The organism is Cytobacillus firmus (assembly GCF_023657595.1).
In the GTDB taxonomy this organism is placed as follows: domain Bacteria; phylum Bacillota; class Bacilli; order Bacillales; family Cytobacillaceae; genus Cytobacillus; species Cytobacillus firmus_B.
This window is the reverse complement of record NZ_CP098323.1, coordinates 2,417,992-2,439,777: the sequence shown is the minus strand read 5'-3', so window position 1 is coordinate 2,439,777 and position 21,786 is coordinate 2,417,992. Positions and strand designations below refer to the sequence as shown.

Annotated in this window: 19 protein-coding genes; 13 read left to right on the top strand and 6 right to left on the bottom strand. The window is 36.8% G+C overall.

Features of this window, described 5'->3' with window-relative positions; genetic code table 11:
- The first annotated feature begins 89 nt into the window (after positions 1–89).
- The 3 genes from NAF01_RS12395 to NAF01_RS12385 all read left to right on the top strand — a co-directional run bounded on the left by NAF01_RS12395 (position 90) and on the right by NAF01_RS12385 (position 3,418).
- Positions 90–1,697 (top strand): aldolase catalytic domain-containing protein, encoded by a 1,608-nt coding sequence (locus NAF01_RS12395; RefSeq protein ID WP_250802381.1) that lies wholly within the window; start codon positions 90–92, stop codon positions 1,695–1,697.
- 160 nt (positions 1,698–1,857) lie between these two features.
- Positions 1,858–2,601, top strand: coding sequence for a 3-deoxy-manno-octulosonate cytidylyltransferase (locus tag NAF01_RS12390; protein WP_250802380.1), 744 nt, complete (start codon positions 1,858–1,860; stop codon positions 2,599–2,601).
- A 145-nt stretch (positions 2,602–2,746) separates the two neighbouring features.
- A complete protein-coding gene (locus tag NAF01_RS12385) occupies positions 2,747–3,418 on the top strand; it encodes an HAD family hydrolase (protein ID WP_250802379.1) in 672 nt (223 codons plus the stop codon).
- Between the two features lie 128 nt (positions 3,419–3,546).
- Here the strand turns inward: NAF01_RS12385 and sat are convergent, their stop codons facing one another.
- The 5 genes from sat to NAF01_RS12360 form a co-directional block, all read right to left on the bottom strand.
- Positions 3,547–4,686 carry a sulfate adenylyltransferase gene (gene sat, locus NAF01_RS12380; RefSeq protein WP_250802378.1) on the bottom strand — a complete coding sequence of 380 codons (1,140 nt, stop codon included), beginning with the start codon at positions 4,684–4,686 and terminating at the stop codon, positions 3,547–3,549.
- 5 nt (positions 4,687–4,691) lie between these two features.
- Positions 4,692–5,318, bottom strand: coding sequence for an adenylyl-sulfate kinase (gene cysC / locus NAF01_RS12375; RefSeq protein WP_197215326.1), 627 nt, complete (start codon positions 5,316–5,318; stop codon positions 4,692–4,694).
- 82 nt (positions 5,319–5,400) lie between these two features.
- Positions 5,401–6,333: a UDP-glucuronic acid decarboxylase family protein gene (locus NAF01_RS12370; RefSeq protein ID WP_197215325.1), complete on the bottom strand. Its 933-nt coding sequence runs from the start codon at positions 6,331–6,333 to the stop codon at positions 5,401–5,403.
- A complete protein-coding gene (locus tag NAF01_RS12365) occupies positions 6,334–7,662 on the bottom strand; it encodes a UDP-glucose dehydrogenase family protein (protein WP_250802377.1) in 1,329 nt (442 codons plus the stop codon).
- Positions 7,659–8,582, bottom strand: coding sequence for an NAD-dependent epimerase/dehydratase family protein (locus NAF01_RS12360; RefSeq protein ID WP_197249888.1), 924 nt, complete (start codon positions 8,580–8,582; stop codon positions 7,659–7,661). Before NAF01_RS12360 ends, NAF01_RS12365 begins: the two co-directional genes overlap by 4 nt.
- 342 nt (positions 8,583–8,924) lie before the next feature.
- Between NAF01_RS12360 and NAF01_RS12355 the strand changes: the two genes are divergently transcribed.
- The 10 genes from NAF01_RS12355 to NAF01_RS12310 all read left to right on the top strand — a co-directional run bounded on the left by NAF01_RS12355 (position 8,925) and on the right by NAF01_RS12310 (position 19,667).
- Positions 8,925–9,947 (top strand): right-handed parallel beta-helix repeat-containing protein, encoded by a 1,023-nt coding sequence (locus tag NAF01_RS12355; protein WP_226620123.1) that lies wholly within the window; start codon positions 8,925–8,927, stop codon positions 9,945–9,947.
- A 253-nt stretch (positions 9,948–10,200) separates the two neighbouring features.
- A complete protein-coding gene (locus tag NAF01_RS12350; protein WP_250802376.1) occupies positions 10,201–11,226 on the top strand; it encodes a right-handed parallel beta-helix repeat-containing protein in 1,026 nt (341 codons plus the stop codon).
- Positions 11,227–11,511: 285 nt separating this feature from the next.
- Complete coding sequence (locus NAF01_RS12345; protein WP_250802375.1) at positions 11,512–12,537, top strand: right-handed parallel beta-helix repeat-containing protein; 1,026 nt, start codon at positions 11,512–11,514, stop codon at positions 12,535–12,537.
- A gap of 253 nt (positions 12,538–12,790) precedes the next feature.
- Positions 12,791–13,822: a right-handed parallel beta-helix repeat-containing protein gene (locus NAF01_RS12340; protein WP_250802374.1), complete on the top strand. Its 1,032-nt coding sequence runs from the start codon at positions 12,791–12,793 to the stop codon at positions 13,820–13,822.
- Between the two features lie 276 nt (positions 13,823–14,098).
- Complete coding sequence (locus tag NAF01_RS12335) at positions 14,099–15,124, top strand: right-handed parallel beta-helix repeat-containing protein (RefSeq protein ID WP_226620120.1); 1,026 nt, start codon at positions 14,099–14,101, stop codon at positions 15,122–15,124.
- A gap of 383 nt (positions 15,125–15,507) precedes the next feature.
- Positions 15,508–16,323, top strand: a complete 816-nt coding sequence (locus tag NAF01_RS12330) for a Stf0 family sulfotransferase (RefSeq protein WP_250802373.1) — start codon at positions 15,508–15,510, stop codon at positions 16,321–16,323.
- Positions 16,324–16,668: 345 nt separating this feature from the next.
- Complete coding sequence (locus tag NAF01_RS12325; RefSeq protein WP_250802372.1) at positions 16,669–17,409, top strand: sugar phosphate nucleotidyltransferase; 741 nt, start codon at positions 16,669–16,671, stop codon at positions 17,407–17,409.
- The gene (gene rfbB, locus NAF01_RS12320) at positions 17,406–18,365 is read left to right on the top strand and encodes a dTDP-glucose 4,6-dehydratase (protein WP_250802371.1); all 960 of its coding nucleotides are present in this window, start codon (positions 17,406–17,408) and stop codon (positions 18,363–18,365) included. The genes NAF01_RS12325 and rfbB overlap by 4 nt, the downstream gene beginning before the upstream one ends.
- 1 nt (position 18,366) lies before the next feature.
- Entirely contained in the window at positions 18,367–19,212 is an 846-nt protein-coding gene (rfbD, locus tag NAF01_RS12315; RefSeq protein ID WP_197249197.1) for a dTDP-4-dehydrorhamnose reductase, read from the top strand.
- Positions 19,209–19,667: a dTDP-4-dehydrorhamnose 3,5-epimerase family protein gene (locus NAF01_RS12310; RefSeq protein ID WP_197215315.1), complete on the top strand. Its 459-nt coding sequence runs from the start codon at positions 19,209–19,211 to the stop codon at positions 19,665–19,667. Before rfbD ends, NAF01_RS12310 begins: the two co-directional genes overlap by 4 nt.
- Before the next feature lie 151 nt (positions 19,668–19,818).
- Here NAF01_RS12310 and NAF01_RS12305 read toward each other — a convergent pair whose 3' ends face one another.
- Positions 19,819–21,597 (bottom strand): SLC13 family permease, encoded by a 1,779-nt coding sequence (locus tag NAF01_RS12305; RefSeq protein WP_226620116.1) that lies wholly within the window; start codon positions 21,595–21,597, stop codon positions 19,819–19,821.
- Positions 21,598–21,786: the final 189 nt, after the last annotated feature.

Below are 21,786 nucleotides of genomic sequence, written 5' to 3'. Positions count from 1 at the left end.
TTAATTTGTTGTTGCTAATCAACTAGATAAGCAGGCTTTCAGGTTTGCGGATTCAATGATGTGATTTTTTTGGGAAAGAGGGAAAGGAAATGGATCAATTAAAGCTTTTGGACTGCACACTTCGAGATGGTGGATATTATAACTCCTGGGACTTTGATCGTTCCCTTATCCAAGAATACTTATATGCAATGAATGCGATTTCTATTGATTATGTTGAAATAGGTTTTCGAGGGTTCAGCAGAGAAGGATTTAAAGGTGCTTGTGCTTATACAAGTGACAGCTTCATTCGCAGTCTGGACATTCCGGATGGCTTAAAAATAGGAGTTATGATCAATGCAGGTGATTTGTTAAAAGATACTGATGGTATTGAACCGTCATTAGCTAAACTATTTGCACCCTCAGCAGATTCACCAGTGTCACTGGTTCGCATTGCTTGTCACGTACACGAGTTTGAGGCTGTTCTGCCAGCATGTCACTGGCTAAAAGGTGAGGGGTACACAGTTGGTTTTAATCTTATGCAAGTTGCTGACCGCAGTATTCCTGAGATTAAAAAGTTAGCCTCCTCTGCGAATAGGTATCCTGTTGATGTACTATATTTTGCAGATAGTATGGGCAGTTTAGATCCAGAACGGACATCGGATATTATTAAAGTCCTCCGTGAGGAATGGAAGGGTCCGTTAGGTATACACACACACGATAATATGGGATTTGCATTGGCTAATTCTATGCGCGCCGTGGAGGAAGGGGTTACTTGGATTGATAGTACTGTTACAGGAATGGGCCGTGGTCCAGGAAATGCAAAAACGGAATATATAGCTATAGAACTGAATTCGCAGCGACAGGTGCACTCCAACCCTATTCCTTTGTTGAAGATTATTCAAAAGTTCTTTAAACCGATGCAGCATGAATATGGATGGGGGACAAATGCGTATTATTATTTGGCAGGCAAATACGGAATCCATCCCACATATATTCAGGAAATGCTTAATGATTCACGCTATAATGCGGAGGACATACTAGGTATAATAGAACACTTAAAATCAGAAGGCGGAAAAAAGTTTAGTATCAACACTTTAGAAGCAGCCCGTAACTTCTATGCTGATGAACCAAAAGGAACTTGGAATCCGGCAGACATGATAAAGGATAGGGAAGTTGTTATCATTGGTACAGGACAAGGAATTGTCAAACATCGCCTTGCATTAGAGGATTACATTCGCAGGGAAAATCCTTTTGTGATTGCATTAAACACGCAATCTCAAGTTGCCCCTGCATTAATTGATATTCGTGCAGCATGTCATCCAGTGCGCCTGCTTACAGATAGTTCTGTTCATAATAATTTGCCCCAGCCCCTTGTTATACCTTTGTCTATGCTGCCTAAAAAAATTATTAATGCTTTTAGCGGTAAAAACATGCTGGATTTCGGAATTTCGATTAAGGAAAATACCTTTAGGTTTGAAGAGAATTATTGTGTTCTGCCAAATTCTCTTGTAATTGCATATGCCTTAGCAATTGCAGCCAGCGGAAAAGCTTCACGAATTTTATTGGCGGGATTTGACGGATACGGTATAGGAGATCCAAGAAGCAATGAGGTAGATCAATTATTATTCAGATTTTCGCAGGTGCCCGGTACCCCTCAAATGATTGCAGTTACACCAACTCAATATAAAGTTCATACCACCTCTATTTATGTTTTATAAAATTATTTTTGTGGCTTTAGCGAAAATGGACCCTCTTTTGGAATAATTTTCAGGAGGGGGCATTTCCAAAGTAAGAAAAATGATTTCATAGGTTAGTTCATCAAAATGTATGAATCCATAACAAAGTTTGAAATCAGATATTAAAACAGGAATTTAATTTATGGAGGTAGTTATGAAATATTGTGTCATAATTCCAGCTCGTTATAAATCTTCAAGGCTGCTGGGAAAGCCTCTTATAAAGTTAGCGGGCATTCCCATGATTATCAGAACCTACCAGCAATGCATTAAAGCATGCTCTTCGGAACTGGTTTATGTAGCCACAGATGATGATAGAATCCGAGAAATCTGTGAAGCTAAGGACATCCAAGTCTTAATGACATCAGAGGGCTGCCTAACGGGTACTGACCGAATTGCAGAGTGTGCAAACCAAGTGGATGCAGATGTATATATAAATGTACAAGGTGATGAACCATTATTTAACCCAAAAGATTTGGAAAAGCTTATCACAGAAGCGCGGAACTATCCTGGCGAGGTGTTAAATGGTTTTTGTCAAATTAATGATGAAGTACCTTTCAGAAGCAGTTCAATTCCAAAAGTGGTTTTTCGGCCAGATTTTCGTTTATTATACATGTCACGTTCACCCATACCTTCTAATAAAGAACACGGTTTTGAAAAGGCTTGGCGTCAAATTTGTGCCTATGCCTTTCCAAAAAAAGCGTTAAAGGATTTTGCTTCACTAGGCAAGAAAACAACTTTAGAAAATATAGAAGATATAGAAATTCTCCGATTTTTAGAACTTGGATGGGAAGTCCGCATGATTCAACTATCTAGTGATTCAATTGCAGTTGATACACATGAGGATATCCATCGTGCAGAATCTGCAATCAAAGAGAGGGGACTTTAAAGCAATAAATGTGAATGCCGTAACATGCAAGGATTGCTGGTATAGCAATTCCATTCTAGTTAAAGATTTAATAGATGGCAGGTATTTATTATTCATTTCCCATATTGGGCTTACAGATAGGTCAATAAGGATGGGGAGGAAGTAAATGAAAGATTTATTAAAACAATATGATATTTTTATTTTTGATTGTGATGGAGTTATTTTGGATGTAAATAATTTAAAATGTGAAGCCTTCGGGAGAGTCGTGGAAGGATATCCCAAAAAGAATATTGATGACTTCGTAGAACATTGCAGAAGAACTTTCGGTGTCTCAAGATATGTTAAATTCAAAGAATTTTTAAGTGATTTTGCTAATGTTCCATTCGAAGAAAAAGTTTACAATGGATTCTTGGAAAAGTATGCAAGTATATGTAATCAAATTTATAGAGATGCTGAAATAACAGAAGGATGTATAAGCTTATTTACTGAGCTGCAAACTTTAAAGAAACGATTATACATCGCTTCTGGAAGTGATGAAAAAGAATTAAATCAAGTGTTTATCGATAGAAATTTGAGTCAATACTTTCAAACGATTTATGGGTCCCCAAAAACTAAACTAGAATGTATTGCAGATATACTCAGAAATAATCTATCTAAAAAGGCTATTTTCATTGGTGATGCCATTTCAGATCTAGAATCTGCCGAAAAATATAATATAGACTTTATATATATGGCAAAATATACTGTACAATCAAAAAAGCAGGATGAGATATGCAGAAAAAAGGCTAAGATGGTTATAAATTCATTGTATGATCTAACAAAGACTAAAGGGGACTGACCTGTACTCTGTTAATAAATAAGTATCTGAATGTCTGCTCTTTTAATTTCTATAATAGAAACTATAAAATTAAAACATTTGAAAAAAGAAAGAGCTGGCCGCATGAAAATGTGGTCAGCTCTTTTATGTTACGAATTCTTTAAACCTTCAATTAATATTTTAATTACTTCCGGGCGACTGAACTGTGAAGGTGGAGTAATTCCTTTCCGCAGCATTTCTCGAACTTTCGTTCCCGATAAATGCAGATGGTCTTCCTTGTTATGGGGACACGTTTTGCTTGAAGCCATATTTTCACATTTAGTACAATAAAAGCTATGTTCAAAGGAGAGAATCACAATTCCGATTTCTTCTGCACTAAATTGTGTAAATATTTTTTGTGCATCATAAGTTCCATAATAATTACCCACTCCAGCATGATCTCTTCCTACAATAAAATGGGTACAGCCAAAGTTTTTTCGCACTAGGGCATGAAAAATAGCCTCTTTTGGTCCAGCATACCTCATGGCAGCAGGGAAAACCGCTAAATATACCCTATCATGGGGATAATAGTTTTTTAATAATGCTTTATAACTATCCATTCGAATATTCGCTGGAATATCATCAGATTTTGTTTCCCCAACTAAAGGATTTAAGAACAGTCCATCAACTATTTCCAAAGCTGACTTTTGAATATACTCGTGGGCACGGTGTATAGGATTCCTGGTTTGAAAACCTACAACTGTTTTCCATTCATTCTTTTCGAATTCACTTCTGGTTTCTAAAGGAGTTTTATAGTATTTTATAAAATCAGCTTTTTTGGGTGGAAGCTTCGTTAAAGTAATAGGGCCAGCTAAATACACATTAGGACGTTCAAAAAGCTTTTTTACACCTGGGTGATTGTGATCTGTTGTTTGAAAAATTTTTTTTGCTTCCTCTGTTTTATCAGGGAAAAAAATTTCTTTAAGATCTAATATACCATAAACAATGTTTTCATATTTAAGCTTAACTTTTTCCCCAACTTTTAGATTCTCCGCTGCTTTTTCACTAACAGGGAGGGTAATGGGGATACTCCATACTGCCCCATTTGATAACCTTAAATTATATAGTACAGATTCATAGTCTTCTTTTCCTAGAAAACCGGTAATCGGACTGTATGCCCCATTGGCAATTAGCTCTAAGTCAGACAGTGCCATAGAGTCCATTTCTATTTCTCCAGTTATATCAGAGGCATCTAGGTTTAAGTTTATTTGATTGATTAATCTCCCGCCATGTGGAACACTTAATGGCAATTGAATCACTCCTTTGCATTTTGTTTGAGACCAACCTTTTCGAAAATATAAGAAGAAAGCAGCTCTACAGATTGGACAAGTGATAATTGATTGGTATCAAGAACGATTTCTGGATTTTCGGGTTCTTCATAAGGCTGGTCAATACCTGTAAATTGTTTTATCTCTCCATTTCTTGCTTTTTTATAAAGACCTTTAGGATCTCGTTTTTCACACTCTTCCAGTGAACATTTCACATAAACTTCAATAAATTCTTCAGCTGGGAATATTTTTCTTGCGTTTAACCGATCTTTTTCAAAAGGAGAAATAACAGCAGCAAGCACAACAATCCCGGCATCTACAAAAAGTTTGCCGATTTCAGCTGTCCTTCTTATATTCTCTTTTCTATCCTCTGAAGAAAAAGATAGGTTACTATTTATGCCATGCCTAAGGTTATCCCCATCTAATAAATATACACTTACATTGTTTTTGTATAATTCATGCTGAAGAGCATTTGCAATAGTGGATTTTCCTGAACCGGATAAACCCGTGAACCAAATCATTAAACTTTTGTGGCCATTTAATTTTTGTCTATCTTCTTTTTTTATCGTGGAATGATGCCAGATAATGTTTTTATCATTTTCGTTCACAGCCATTATTAGAATTCTCCTTTCCTGTATCCCATTGGAAAGGGCACCACAGTAAAAAATTTATTATTGTGATGCCTTATCTGCTGTTTTAATTTCTAAAATACTCAATTGTCTTTTTTAGACCCTCATCCAGGGGAACAGTGGGCATCCAACCTAATAAGTCCTTTGCAAGAGTGATGTCTGGTTTTCTGCGGGAAGGATCGTCTTGTCGAATTGGTAAAAAGGTGATTTTTGCAGATTTGCCTATTAGATTGGTTATTTTTTTCGCTAAATCTATGACAGTAACTTCTGCCGGATTTCCTAAATTAACCGGACCTGGAAAACCATCTGTATGATTCATCATGGAAATCATTCCAGTAATGAGATCGTCTACAAAGCAAAATGATCTTGTTTGGCTTCCATCACCATAAACAGTTATATCGTCTCCCTTCAAGGCTTGAAGGATAAAGTTGCTGACGACTCTTCCGTCGTTTAGTGCCATCCCAGGACCATACGTATTAAAGATGCGGATCACACGTATATTCACTTGATGCTGCCGAAAATATTCAAAGAATAATGACTCAGCGCATCTTTTGCCTTCATCGTAACAAGCCCTTGGCCCAATGGAATTGACATTCCCATAATAAGATTCCTTTTGTGGGTGAATAAGGGGGTCTCCATATACCTCACTTGTTGAGGCGAATAGTATCTTTGCTTTATACTTTTTTGCTAGTTCAAGCAGATTCATAGATCCAATAAAGTTAGTGGTTAATGTTTTAACTGGGTCAAGCTGATAGTGGGGAGGGGATGCAGGACATGCAAGATGGTAGATTTCGTCTGCTATAATATCAATTGGCTGCTCAATATCATGCAGGATAAATGTAAAACGCTTATTTCTTATTAGATCTGCTATATTTTCTTTTCGTCCTGTATATAAATTATCGATGCAAATTACTTCATGACCTTGTTGTAACAGGGAACGGCATAAATGAGAACCTAAAAACCCAGAACCCCCCGTGATAAGAATTTTTTTGGTTTTCATTTATGCCTTCCTCCCTATACATCTGTAAATGAATCCAGCCTCTTTCATTTCCTTAGGATTATAAATATTACGTCCGTCAAATATGATTGGCATTTTAAGAAGCTTCTTTATTCTTTCTAAATCCGCTTGCTGAAATTGAGGCCACTCTGTACAAATGATTAAAGCCTCTGTTCCTGAAATGGCTGAATAAGGGTCTTGAAAGTATTTTATTTTATCATCATCAAAAACTTTCCGTACTTTATGATTTGCAATAGGGTCACTTGCATGTACTTCTGCACCATGCCTAATTAACAATCGAATGATTTCAATTGAAGGTGCTTCACGGATGTCATCAGTTTCTGGTTTAAATGCTAACCCCCATACTGCAAATTTTAGCTTTGATAGATTTGACTCACCGAACTGGTCAACAATCATCTCAAATAATTTTTTCCTTTGGCGATGGTTCACTTTCTCAACTGATTCCAGTATGGGTGTGGGAATATTCTTATCCGAAGCAGTTTTTATTAATGACTTAACATCCTTTGGAAAACAAGAGCCTCCGTATCCTATTCCTGGGGATAAAAAAGATTGCCCGATTCGATGATCTAAACCGATTCCTTCTTGAACCATTTGGATATCAGCTCCGAATGCATCCGATATTCCAGCTATTTCATTTATGAAACTAATGCGAGTTGCCAACATGGCATTTGCTGCATATTTAGTAAGTTCAGCTGAAGGAATATCCATTACAAGCAGCGGATGACCATTACGTGTAATAGGTTCGTAAAGTTTTTTCATATGATTGGCAGCCTTAGGATTATCACTGCCTATTATGATACGGTCTGGGTTTAAAAAGTCCTTTATCGCCTTGCCTTCCCTCAAAAACTCAGGGTTGGAGACAATGTCAAAATCCAACTCACATAAATCTCTCTTATTAAGAGTGTGCCTAACAATACCCATTACTCTTTCCGCTGTTCCAATTGGAACAGTCGATTTATTAACAATAATGGAGTAAGAGTTCAAATAGGTGCCTATTTGTTCGGCTGCATTAAATACATAAGAGAGATCTGCAGAATTGTCCTCAGCAGAAGGAGTTCCAACAGCAATGAAAATAAACAAACTTGATTGTATAGCTTTATAGATATTAGTAGTAAAAGTTAAACGTCCGTCTGAAGCATTTTTCTTAACCATTTCCTCTAATCCAGGTTCATAGATGGGGATTTTCCCATTATTTAACTCTTTCACTATTTCAGGGTTATGATCGACACAAACTACATCATATCCTAATTCGGAAAAACATGTACCGGTGACCAAACCCACATAGCCCGCACCTATAATACAAATCTTCATGTTATATCCCCCTGTATTTGACAAAGTTGATTAATTCCTTCTTGGAGGGTTAATTTGGGAGACCAACCTAAAGAAGCTAGTTTATTAATAGATAGTACATTGAATAACAAGTCGCCTTCCTTAGCATCTTTATATATCGGTGACTTGGCATCTGGAAAAATCTGATAAAAGAAGGTGAGAAGCTTATTTAAAGAAGTGCCTTTACCTGTTCCTACGTTATAAGTTCCATATAAAGAGGAATCTAATTGGCTAAGCATTATATTCGCATTTACAACATCACTGACATGAATATAATCACGGACTTGCTCTCCATTACCATAGATAACTGGCTGCAAGTGATTTTTTATTCTATGTGCAAAAATTGAAATTACACCAGACTCGGATAATGGATTTTGACGGATTCCATATACATTTGAGTAACGTAAGATAACCGATTGAAACCCATATAATTTTGCGTAGAAATCAATATAATACTCAGATGCAAGCTTATTTATTCCGTATGGGGAAATGGGATTTGTTTTGTATTCTTCGGAAGTTGGCAGATTTGGTGTTGCACCGTATACCGTACCTCCCGATGAAGAGAAAATAAACTTTTTAACACCAGCCTGGCCAGCTGCTTCCAATAGCTTAACTGTTCCTAGCAAATTCGTATCAATATCGAATAAGGGATCAGCGACAGAATTTCTTACATTTACTTGTGCTGCGTGATGATTAATAATGTCTGGTTTTTCCTTTCTTAATAGATCAGAGACTTCTTTATCTAACAGAGACATTGAAAAAAAGCGGGCATTAGGATTCAGATTAGCTAGTGTACCGCTTGAAAGATTATCCATAATAATCACTTCATAACCGAGGTCCACATAGCGGTCTGCAAGATGCGACCCTATAAAGCCCAGTCCCCCTGTAACTAGTACCTTCATGTTATTTCACCACCTATTCACTTACTAAGTTATCCCCGGATTTCTCACGTGTTCTATATTATGCTTTTGAACAAAATAGGACACGGCAACTGCCCGTATCAAGAAAGATCCTGCAATTTATAAAGGAATAGAAAATAGAAAAAGCTTGTTTACTAAAATAGGAGTTTAAAATCTGTATAGGGCAAGAATTGTGGGATGAGCTAATAAGGATTTTTCCCAACCATGTAAGTAGGCTTAAGTATAATGACTAATGCACATTTTTAGTACTTGTCCACCTTTGCCCGATACATCCTATCGAAATTTACATAACATATATTAACTTAATAGAAAGGAGGTGAGATTATGGCAGTAATTAATGTCCCTGCTGGCGGCAGTATTAACGCAGCTTTTGTTGGAGCTAATCCTGGAGATACAATTCGTGTAGCGGCAGGCGTTTTTCAAGAAAATGTTGTCATTCCTGCTGGACTGGATCGCCTCAGACTTCTTGGAGCTGGGATCGGCCAGACAATTTTGGATGGGACAGGTTCCGGTGGTGAGGGTATTACAGTGGGTTCAGCTTTTGTAACAATTGCTGGATTTACAGTTAGAGACTATAGTTCTAATGGGATTCTAGTCAATACAAATGACAACATCCTCCGCGATCTTGAAGTTCTAAACAATGGAAATCTAGGAATCTATACTGCAGCTGATCGTAACTTATTTATCAATGTTGAATCAAACGAGAATGGTTCTGATGGTATTCACATAGATGGAAGCAGTAACTATGTGATCGAAAGTAAGTTTAAAGAAAATGAAAGCATAGGCATTGTTTTGCATGGTGTAAACAATCTAGCATTAAGTAACAAGGTAATTGGAAACTCTTCTGAAGGTATTGAAGTAATAGGAGGACACATTGTTATCGATAATGTTTCCAAAAACAACGGTGATGATGGGATCGACGTTGGTTCCGATGGTAACTTCATCTTTGGGAATAACTTTAACCGCAACACCAGCGATGGAATCGATCTATCTGAGTTTGCAAATAACTTAGTTTTTAATAACAATGTGAAAAATAACAGCGAGGATGGAATTGATGTAGCAGGCGGAAATAACAATAGCATTGTGGGCAATAAAGTAAAGAAAAACGCGTTTACAGGAATTGAACTGGATAGTGACTCTGACGAAAACATCGTAGACCAAAACCTGGTGAAAAAGAACGTTGGTCCTGGAATCCTTTTAACATCGGATGCAAATGACAACGCTGTTCGAGAGAATACACTCAGTGGCAATACACCGGACATTCAAGCAGATACCCCAGCTGATACAAATAACACGTTTGATGAAAACGATTGTCAAACAAGCTCTCCTCCAGGACTCTGCTCCTAAAGGATAGAATATCACTTGCATGTTCAAATTTAGATACTAAACGAAGAAGCTGTCTCAATAATTTACAGAGTCAGCTTTTTCTTTTTTCTCCTCTTAATTATTTGGAAATCACTTATGAATTTTCCTTCCATTTTTCAAAGGGCTATTAGTAATCCTCTAAAAGCACATTTTAATAACTTGTCCACTTTTGTCCAATACATCCTATTAAAACATTCATAATATATATTGATTGATAGAAAGGAGGTGAGATTAGATGGCAGTAATTAATGTTCCTGCTGGCGGCAGTATTAACACAGCTTTCATTGGAGCAAATCCTGGAGATACAATCCGGGTAGCTGCAGGTGTTTTTCAAGAGAATGTAGTTATTCCACCTGGATTGGATCGACTTAGACTTCTGGGTGCAGGAAAAGGACAGACAATACTCGATGGGACAGGTTCCCCAGGGGATGGAATCGTTGTAACCTCAAGCTTTGTAACCATCGCCGGTTTTACGATAAGAGACTACAGTGTTAATGGAATTCTAGTCAATTCAAGTGACAACATCATCCGTGATCTTGAAGTACAAAACAATGGAAATATCGGAATCTATACAGCTGCTGATCGTAATTTAGTTATTAAAATTGAATCCAACGAGAATGGTTCCGATGGAATTCACATAGATGGGAGCAGCAACTATGTAATCGAGAGTAAGTTTATAGAAAATGAAGATTTTGGAATTGTTCTGCATGGTTTCAACAATCTCGCTTTAAGAAACAGAGTATTAAGTAACGCACTCTCAGGGATTGAATTGGAAAGCGGTCCACACTATGTCATTGATAATGTTTCAAAAGGGAATGAGGATGATGGGATCTCTGTGCTTGCGGATGGAAACCTCATTATTGGCAATAATGCGAATCGAAATACAAACGATGGAATCGACCTCACTGGCTTTCAAAATAACCTAATTTTTAATAACAATATAAAAAATAATAACGAAGATGGAATTGATGCAGCAGGCGGAGATAACAACAAGGTCATCGCCAATAAAGTAAAGAAGAACGCCTTTACAGGCATTGAGCTAGATAGTGACTCGGATCAGAACATTGTAGATCAGAACTTGGTGAAAAAGAACGTAGGACCTGGTATTCTTTTAACCTCCACTGCAAATGACAACGCTGTTCGTGAGAATACACTCAGCGGCAATACACCGGACATTCAAGCAGATGACCCGGCTGATGAGAATAACACGTTTGATGAAAACGATTGTCAAACCAGTTCCCCTCCAGGACTCTGCTCCTAAAGTATTGAATATCACCTGCAAGATCAAGGTAAGATAACAGGACTAAAACGAAGAAGCTGTCTCAATATTCATTGAAAAAATGAATTTTACAGAGTCAGTTTTTTCTTTTTTCTTTTTTCTACTCTTAATAAGTCGGAAATCACTCATAGTATTTTTCCTATCTTTTTCGACGGGCAATTAATAATCCTCTAAAAGCACATTTTAATAACTTGTCCACGTTCGTCCGATACATCCTATTAAAACATTCATAATATATATTGATTGATAGAAAGGAGGTGAGATTAAATGGCAGTAATTAATGTTCTTGCAGGCGAAAGTATTAATGACGCTTTTAATGATGCAGATCCTGGAGATACAATCCGGGTAGCTGCAGGCGTTTTTGAAGAAAATGTTGTCATTCCAGCTGGACTGGATCGCCTTAGACTTCTGGGGGCAGGGATCGGCCAGACGATTCTGGACGGTACAGGATCTCCAGGTGATGGGATTGTTGTGAACTCGAGCTTTGTGACAATTTCTGGTTTTACAGTAAGGGACTATACTGAAGATGGAATTGACATTTTTACCAGTGATAACATCCTTCGAGATATAGAGGTTCGAAACAATGGAAGTGACGGAATTGATATGCCATCTGGTGATCGCAACTTAATTTTTAAGATTACCTCGGTACAAAACGGGATTGCAGGAATCCACATCGATGGTAGCAGCAATTATGTGGTCGAAAGCAAGTTTAAAGAAAACGAATCCTTCGGGATAATTTTGCATGGATCAATAAATTTGGTGTTGAGGAATAGGGTAATTGGCAACGCAGTCGATGGTATTGAGGTAGCTGGCGGACACATTGTTATCGATAATGTTTCCAAAAACAACGGTGATGATGGGATCGACGTTGGTTCCGATGGTAACTTCATCTTTGGGAATAACTTTAACCGCAACACCAGCGATGGAATCGATCTATCTGAGTTTGCAAATAACTTAGTTTTTAATAACAATGTGAAAAATAACAGCGAGGATGGAATTGATGTAGCAGGCGGAAATAACAATAGCATTGTGGGCAATAAAGTAAAGAAAAACGCGTTTACAGGAATTGAACTGGATAGTGACTCTGACGAAAACATCGTAGACCAAAACCTGGTGAAAAAGAACGTTGGTCCTGGAATCCTTTTAACATCGGATGCAAATGACAACGCTGTTCGAGAGAATACACTCAGTGGCAATACACCGGACATTCAAGCAGATACCCCAGCTGATACAAATAACACGTTTGATGAAAACGATTGTCAAACAAGCTCTCCTCCAGGACTCTGCTCCTAAAGGATAGAATATCACTTGCATGTTCAAATTTAGATACTAAACGAAGAAGCTGTCTCAATAATTTACAGAGTCAGCTTTTTCTTTTTTCTCCTCTTAATTATTTGGAAATCACTTATGAATTTTCCTTCCATTTTTCAAAGGGCTATTAGTAATCCTCTAAAAGCACATTTTAATAACTTGTCCACTTTTGTCCAATACATCCTATTAAAACATTCATAATATATATTGATTGATAGAAAGGAGGTGAGATTAGATGGCAGTAATTAATGTTCCTGCTGGAGGCAGTATTAACGCAGCTTTTGTTGGAGCAAATCCTGGAGATACAATACGAGTAGCTGCAGGTGTTTTTCAAGAGAATGTAGTTATCCCACCTGGATTGGATCGACTTAGACTTCTGGGTGCAGGAAAAGGACAGACAATTCTCGATGGGACAGGTTCCCCAGGGGATGGAATCGTTGTAGACTCAAGCTTTGTAACCATCGCCGGTTTTACGATAAGAGACTATAATGCTAATGGCATTCTAGTCAATACAAGTGACAACATTATTCGTGATCTCGATGTCCAGAACAATGGAGATGATGGAATCGATATTAATGAAGCAGATCGCAACTTAATTTTTAATGTTAAATCGACATCAAACGACAGTGATGGAATAGAAGTTGATGGTAATAACAACTATGTGGTCGAAAGTAAGTTTATTGAAAATGAAGATGACGGTATTGATTTAATAGGTACCAACAATTTTTTCCTTAAGAATAGGGTGATCGGCAACAGTAATGTGGGAATTGAAGTAAATAATGGAAGCGGAACACTGATCATTGATAATGTTGTCAAAAACAACGCAGGCGGGATTTTTGTTTTTTCTGATGGTAACCTTATCTTTGGGAATAGGGTAAATCGCAGCTCCTCCCTCGATGCAATATTCCAAGATGGGTTTGTTAATAACTTGTTCTTTAACAACAATGTGAAAAATAACAATGGTGATGGGATTGATTTGCAAGGCGGAGATAACAATCGCATCGTCGGCAACAAAGTAAAGAAGAACGCATTTACAGGAATCGAGCTGGACGGTGACTCAAATGAAAATATTGTAGATCAGAACCTGGTGAAAAAGAACGCCAGTCCTGGAATTCATCTAACTAGTGATGCAGACGATAATGCTGTTCGTGAGAATACACTCAGTGGCAATATCCCCGATATTCAAGCAGATACCCCAGCGGATACAAATAACACGTTTGATGAAAACGATTGTCAAACCAGTTCCCCTCCAGGACTCTGCTCCTAAGTTATTAATATCACCTGCAAGATCAAGGTAAGATAACAGGACTAAAACGAAGAAGCTGCCTCAATATTCATTGAAAAAATGAATTTACTGAGTCAGTTTTTTCCTTTTTCTACTATTAATAAGTCGGAAATCACTCATAGTATTTTTCCTATCTTTTTCGACGGGCTATTAGTAATCCTCTAAAAGCACATTTTAATAACTTGTCCACATTCGTCCGATACAATTCAATTAAAAATTCATATTATATATTAAGTTAATGAAAGGAGGTGAGATTAGATGACAGTAATTAATGTTCCTGCTGGCGGAAGTATTAACGCAGCTTTTGTTGGAGCAAATCCTGGAGATACAATTCGTGTAGCGGCAGGCGTTTTTGAAGAAAATGTTGTCATTCCAGCTGGATTGGATCGCCTCAGACTTCTTGGAGCTGGGATCGGCCAGACAATTTTGGATGGGACAGGTTCCGGTGGTGATGGTATTACAGTGGGCTCAGCTTTTGTGACAATTGCTGGATTTACAGTAAGAGACTATAGTTCTAATGGGATTCTAGTCAATACAAGTGACAACATCCTCCGCGATCTTGAAGTTCAAAACAATGGAGATGACGGAATCGATATTCAAGGAGATCGCAACTTGATTTTTAATATAAAATCGACAGAAAACGGCAGTGATGGAATCGAAGTAGGCGGCAGTAACAACTATGTGCTCCAAAGTGAAATTTTGAAAAATGAAGACGACGGAATTGATATATTGGGCACAAGCACTATAGTTCTGAAGAATAAGGTGAATGGCAACCTTGATAGGGGTATAGAAGTAAATGGAAATGGTTCACTTATCGTAGAGAATGTTATAAGAAAGAATGAAAACGATGGGATTACCGTTTTTTCAGATGGGAACCTTATCTTCTTGAATAAGACGAATCGTAACGAAGATGACGGAATCGAGGTAACCTCAGTTGAAAATAACTTGATCTTTAGAAATAACGTGAAGAACAACAACGAGGAAGGAATCGATGTAAACGGTGGCGATAACAACCGCATCATAGAAAATAAGGTAAAATTAAACGCATTCACTGGTATTGAATTAAGTGGCAGCGCTGACCTGAACATCGTTGACCAGAACCTGGTGAAAAAGAACGTTGGCCCGGGTATTCTTTTAACTAGTGATGCAGATGATAACGCTGTACGAGAGAATACACTAACTGACAATACACCGGACATTCAGGCAGATACTCCAGCCGATACGAATAACACATTTGATGAAAATAATTGTGAAACCAGTTCCCCCCCAGGACTCTGCTCGTAATAAAAGGGTTATTTGGCACCAATACAAAAAGAACCTAATGATAGAATCCTAACGGAGAAGCTGTCTCTAGTTCACTTTTTAGAGACGGCTTTTTTCAGTTTCGTTCCTAAGTTTTGGAAAGCTAAAATTGATCGTTCAAAAGTTTTTTGTTTATTATAATTACAATCACCCACAGGCTATTAGTGATTCTTAAACCTCTATTTATCCATTTTAATCACTTGTCCACGTATGTCCGATACCATTTTACAGAATGAATCATATAATATTAGAAAGCATGTGGTTTTTTACCTGTTTTCTTTGTTTACCAGGTAAAAATATTACAGCGTAATCTAAGTTAACTTCGATTCTCTCTATTGAATAAAAATAAGGAAAAGGTGGGGTGTATGTACAAACAAAAGAATCTATTAAAAGAGATACCTGAAATAAATTTTAAGGAAAAAAAAGCCTTGGTAATTCTGTCCACACAGCGAAGTGGTAGTACTATGCTATGCCAAGATATTAAAGCTCTCGGAATTTTAGGTACACCTGATGAACATTTTTGGCAAGTTCTTACTCAAAAAAAAGGTACATCCGGTGAGCAATTAGTCGACTATTTTACTTCAAATGGAAACCTCAATAACTCTGATTTTTATTCCATTAAACTGATGTACAACCATCTTGATATGTTTGGATTTTGGATAAGTGATAGAGTATTAGACAAAGAAACCAATACGAAGAAATATCGTGAACTTGCATTGCGATTTTTTTTGGAAAAGTTTGACAATGTAACCTTTATATATATTCAGCGTAAGAATAAATTTGAACAAGCACTATCACACTATAGATCTGCAAAAACAAATTTATGGCATATCATTGAAGGAAAAAAAGTTAAGACCAAACATTCGAATTCACTTAAAGAACATCAGTTGCTTGATAATATTGATATAGAGCTTTTCAATAGAATATATGACAGGACGTGCAGGCAAGATAAGCAACTGCAAAAATTTATGAAGAAGCAAGGTATTAATTATATACCTTTGGTTTATGAAGAAATTAGGAATGAATATCCGAGCTATTTGCTGGAAATAGGTGCGAAGGCTGGAGTTAAACTCGACGTTAAATCTTTAGATGAGAGAAAAATCAAAAAAATAGTATCTAAAGAGTTTGCTTTAACATTTAAAGAAGCATTACTTGAAATAACTGATAGGGAATACTTATGATATTTCTTTTAAATTTAACTAATTCCCCCATTTTAAAAAGGGTTTCATTTGATAAAATTAAGGAGATGTAATATAGTCCGCTTTCTTTTGTGTTTCCAGATTTTCGAAAGGCTCCATTTGAGTTTTCAAGATACCTCTAATTTGAGACCTAAGCACTCGCTACTTGTGAGTGCTTTATTAATTTTAAAAAAAGCTTCATTTAATTATATACGTTTATATTCTGAAGGTGTCAAAAAATTTTAGATTGATATTTATATAATGGATCTAAGTCAAATAAAGATGTTACACATATATTATATAGAAATTCCATGAAGGAATAATATCTGAAGAAGGGGTTTTATACAAATGAAAGGGGTTATTCTTGCTGGTGGAACAGGGTCCCGTTTAAGGCCGTTTACCCACATTATCAATAAGCACCTTTTGCCTGTAGGTCCCTATCCGATGATCTATTGGCCTATATTTAAATTAAGGGAAGCTGGAATATATGAAATCTTAATCATTACGAATAAGAACGATATAAATTCATTTCTTAAGATATTAGGAGATGGAGAGGAACTGAATGTTAAGTTTTCTTATAAAATACAGAGAAATGAAGGTGGAGGTATTGCAGATTCCCTTATGTGTGCGAGAAATTTTATAGAGAAGGAAAAATTCATTACAATCCTGGGTGATAATATTTTTGAAGATTCATTAAAACCATATCTTCAAGCATTTCAAAAACAGGATAAAGGTGCCCGAGTCCTTTTAAAAGAAGTAAAAGATCTATCAAGATACGGGGTTCCCCAACTGGATGACGATAAGAAAAGAATAAAGGCAATCTTTGAAAAACCAGCAGATCCGCCTTCCTCCTTTTGTGTAACCGGAATATATATGTATGATCATAAAGTATTTCAGTGTATTGATGCCATTCAGCCTTCACATCGGAATGAACTTGAAATAACGGATGTGAATAATTTATATGCAAAGAAAAATGAGCTTCAATTTGACATCTTACAAGGCTGGTGGATTGATGCAGGTACACACGAATCACTTTATAAAGCTTTTCAAAAAGTAAACGAAAACAAATTGGGGGATGATACCTATTGAAAAAACACCTCCTAATAACTGGCGGTTCAGGATTTATTGGTTCAAATTTCATTTCCTATATGCTGCGCAACTCAAATTATTATATCACCAACTTGGATTCTTTGACTTATGCCGCAAATCAGGTAATGATTCAAGAATTCGAAAAATCGAATCGCTATCATTTTATTAATTGTGATATTGCTATAGAAGCAGATTTAGGAAAAGTATTTAACCAACGATATGAAGCTATTATTAACTTTGCTGCAGAATCACACGTTGATCGGAGCATTTCGAATGCAGCTCCATTTATTCAAACAAATATTAAAGGTACTTTTTATTTATTGCAGGCTGTTTTAACGGGAAAAGCCTTTAAAATGATTCAAATATCAACTGACGAAGTATATGGCTCTCTTGAGCCGCTTGATCCCCCATTTAAAGAAGTAAGTCCTCTTGCACCAAACAATCCATACTCTGCAAGTAAAGCAAGCGCTGATTTGCTAGTGAGATCATTTTTTAAAACACATCAGCTTCCTTTGATCATTACACGTTGCAGCAATAATTATGGTCCTATGCAGCATTCGGAAAAGTTAATTCCTAAAACAATTTCTCTTGCACAAAAAGATAAGCGAATCCCGCTATACGGTGATGGATTAAATATACGTGATTGGATATATGTAGAGGATCATTGTAAAGCGATTCATTTAGTCCTTGAAAAAGGGGTTCCAGGAGAAATTTATAATATTGGCGGTACTGAGGAAAAAACAAACTTGGATATTGTAGAAATAATACTTAGGAATTTAAAAAAGGATACAGGACTAATTCAATTTGTTAATGATCGGAAAGGTCATGACCGTCGATACGCAATGGATACATCGAAAATTTTTAGGGATTTAGGATGGAAACCAAGTGTATCCTTCAAAGAAGGAATTAAAAAAACAATAGAATGGTATTTAATGAGAATGGATGGCAGGAAGTGAGATGATGGATATTATAATAACTGGAGCCAATGGCCAATTAGGCAAGGAATTAGTACGTAAACTTGGTCGATCTCATTCAGTAATAGGTCTAGGAAAAAAAGATTTGGATATTACAGACTATAACCAGGTCGCCGATGTAATATCACATTATCAGCCTCAATATATTATTCATACTGCCGCATTTACTTCAGTTGATCAATGCGAAATGGACCGTAAGAAAGCATTTGAAGTAAATGCTCTCGGTACCGGATGCGTGGCACAAGCAGCAGATAAAATTCATGCAAGGATGATTTATATTAGTACTGATTATGTATTTGATGGAAAAAAGCAATCTCCTTATTCGGAAGATGACGATCCAAACCCTCAATCTATTTATGGAATCAGCAAATTGCTTGGGGAAAGGCTGGCACGTTTATTTAATAATGCTACAATTATACGTACTTCATGGCTTTTTGGGCACGATGGAGCCAATTTTGTAAAAACGATGCTCAAAAACGCCAAGAAGGGCAAAGAAATTATGGTGGTAAATGATCAGACGGGATGTCCTACTTATGTGCATGATCTGGCTGACACAATCATTCACTTACTCGATAAAAAAAATGGGATTTATCATGTATGCAATTCCGGTCCATGCACTTGGAATACATTTGCAAAAGCAATATTAAAAGAAGCAGGTTTTGATTCAGACCTAATAATACCGGTAACGACGAAAGAATACGGATCCTCTTGCCCCAGGCCCCTTTATTCAGTAATGGACCAGAACGCGCTGCTTAAAGAAGGAATTAAACCTCTAAGGCATTGGAAAGAAGCCTTAAAGGAGTTTTTAAGGAGAGAGATGGATAAATGATAGATGGGGTTAAGGTAAAAAAACTTATTAAGCATTGTGATGACAGGGGCTTTTTTTCAGAACTTATTCGTGATAATGAGCCTGAGTTTTTATCAAGATTTGGCCAGGCATCGTGGTCTATGAGTTACCCAGGTGTAATTAAAGCTTTTCACTATCATGAAAAGCAGGATGATTTATGGTTTTTTCCTTCAGGTAATGCTCAAGTTGTTCTTTATGATTTAAGAAAAGATTCACCGACGCATGGGACAACAGATGTTTATTATATGGGGGAGGAAAACCCCATTATGCTTTTTATTCCCAGAGGTGTCGCACATGGGTATAGAGTACTTGGGCAAGAGCCCGCAGTGATAATTTATTTTACAACTGAATCCTATAACTTAAAAGATCCTGATGAAAAGCGGATTCCTTGGGATGACCCTTTGATCGCATTTAATTGGTCAACTGATAACCGATAAACATTAACCCCCACATCGAATTGACAACAGATTTGTGGGGGATAAACAAGCTGATAAATTGATCAATCGATGAGCATAAACATCATAATGAAGGGATATTCACTATGTGTGCTGGGTATGAAAAACAAATGTTGATTTTTTTTTGTCCTCATTACAATATCCACACGGTATATACGATTATAACAGTTACCGCCATTACGAGCAGGTTTAGCGGAATGCCTACCTTTAAATAGTCCTTAAAAGTATACCCGCCCGGACCGTATACAATCATGTTGGTTTGATATCCAATTGGGGTAGAAAACCCTGCAGAGGCAGCAATTGCGACAATCACGGCTAATGCAACAGGATTAGTTGAAGTTTGCGAAGCAACTTCCACTGCAATAGGAAGCATCATTGCCGCTGCTGCATTATTTGTAATAACTTCTGTAAAGAGGTTTGTAATTAAATACATGATAAATAGAAGAAAGATTATACCGTAAGGTTGAACGATTGCTAAAATGCTTTTGGCAATCCATTCAGCCGTTCCTGAATTAATTAATGCAGTTCCTATCCCAAAAGAAGATGCAATAATTAAGAGTACATCAAATTTAATAAATTTTTTTGCTTCCTCAGGAGATATAATTTTAAAGATTAAAAGAGCAGCTGCAGCCAATGAGGCAGCCTTTAACATGCTTAAAAAATTAAGGGCAACTAAAGAAACAAGCAGAAACATGATTAGGATGGTAAACCATCCTTTTCTTCGCGAAATTGTGGCTGGAAGAATTTCTTCATTTACTGTATTCACTACATAAAATTCATGAAAGTGATTCCTTTCTTGAAAATCATGCCCAGCCACCATTAACAGAGTATCTCCAGGTTTTAATACAATTTCCCCGATCTTGCTATTGATCCGCTCATTTTTTCGGTGAACGGCTATGACTGCTGCATCAAATTTCCCGCGAAAATGTGTCTCATTTATTTTTTTATGCAATAGGGATGAATGATGGGAAACAACTGCTTCTACTAGCTTGGATTTTCCAGATGATAACCCTTCCAGCAATGGACCTGTATTTGTTTCAAGATGAACCCCTTTAAGAGACTGCAGTTCTGCAACCGTAGAGATTAAGCCAGTAAAAATGAGCCGGTCATTCGCCTTTATAATGGTAGAGCTTGTAACAGGCGTTATCATCTCATTATCACGAATAATTCCCAGCAGGTAGAGTCCGGCAAGTTTCCTTAACCTTGCTTCTTTTATCGTTTTATTAATATGTTCATATTCTTCGGTAATTTTGACTTCCCCGATATATTCCTTACTTTCCTCTTGTACATTTCTCTTTCCTTTTTTATCAGGAAGCAGATGGAAACCAATAGTATAGAGATAAAGGATTCCCAAAAGTGTAATGGGGATACCGACAATTCCCAGCTGAAAAAAAGTAAAACCCGGAAGATTGTAATCAAGTAAAAGTCCGTGAACCACTAAATTTGTTGAGGTTCCTATAATGGTTATGGTTCCGCCAAGTATCGTTGCATACGATAGCGGAATTAGCAGCTTAGAGGGAGAAAGCTGATTGTCTTCACACCATTTTTTTAGAATTGGTGTAAACGTTGTAACGAGCGGGGTATTGTTCATAAAGGCAGACATTGCTGAAATCGGAAACAAAACTTTAAGCATTGTCTTTTTTTCTTTATCATCTGGTTTTAGAAGTTTGTAAAGAGAAATTTTAACTAAATCACTTTTTTGTAGAGCACCGGCAATTATAAAAAGCAATGCGATGGTCAACATGCCTTCATTCGAAAAACCACTCAATGCTTCCTCAGGAGAAATAAAATTTGCTAACAAAAAGATTACTAGTGTAGTGAAAACAATAATTTCTGGTCTTTCTAATTCTAAAATCAGACAAGCTAGCATACATAAAAGGGCCGTTAACACAAATGCTATTTCCCATGTCATAAGAAATCAGCCCCTTCCAATTGATTGTTAACGCAGTTATTAACTTTTTTTCTTTTAACGGGGAGAGAATCCTTATCTATGATTTTTAGAAGAAATTTTCCCGTGAACATCCAAGATCTCCTTCCCTTGATAGGAAATATCATAATTTCAGTTTATGAACGGTATGAATAAATGGAAACGGCACATCCA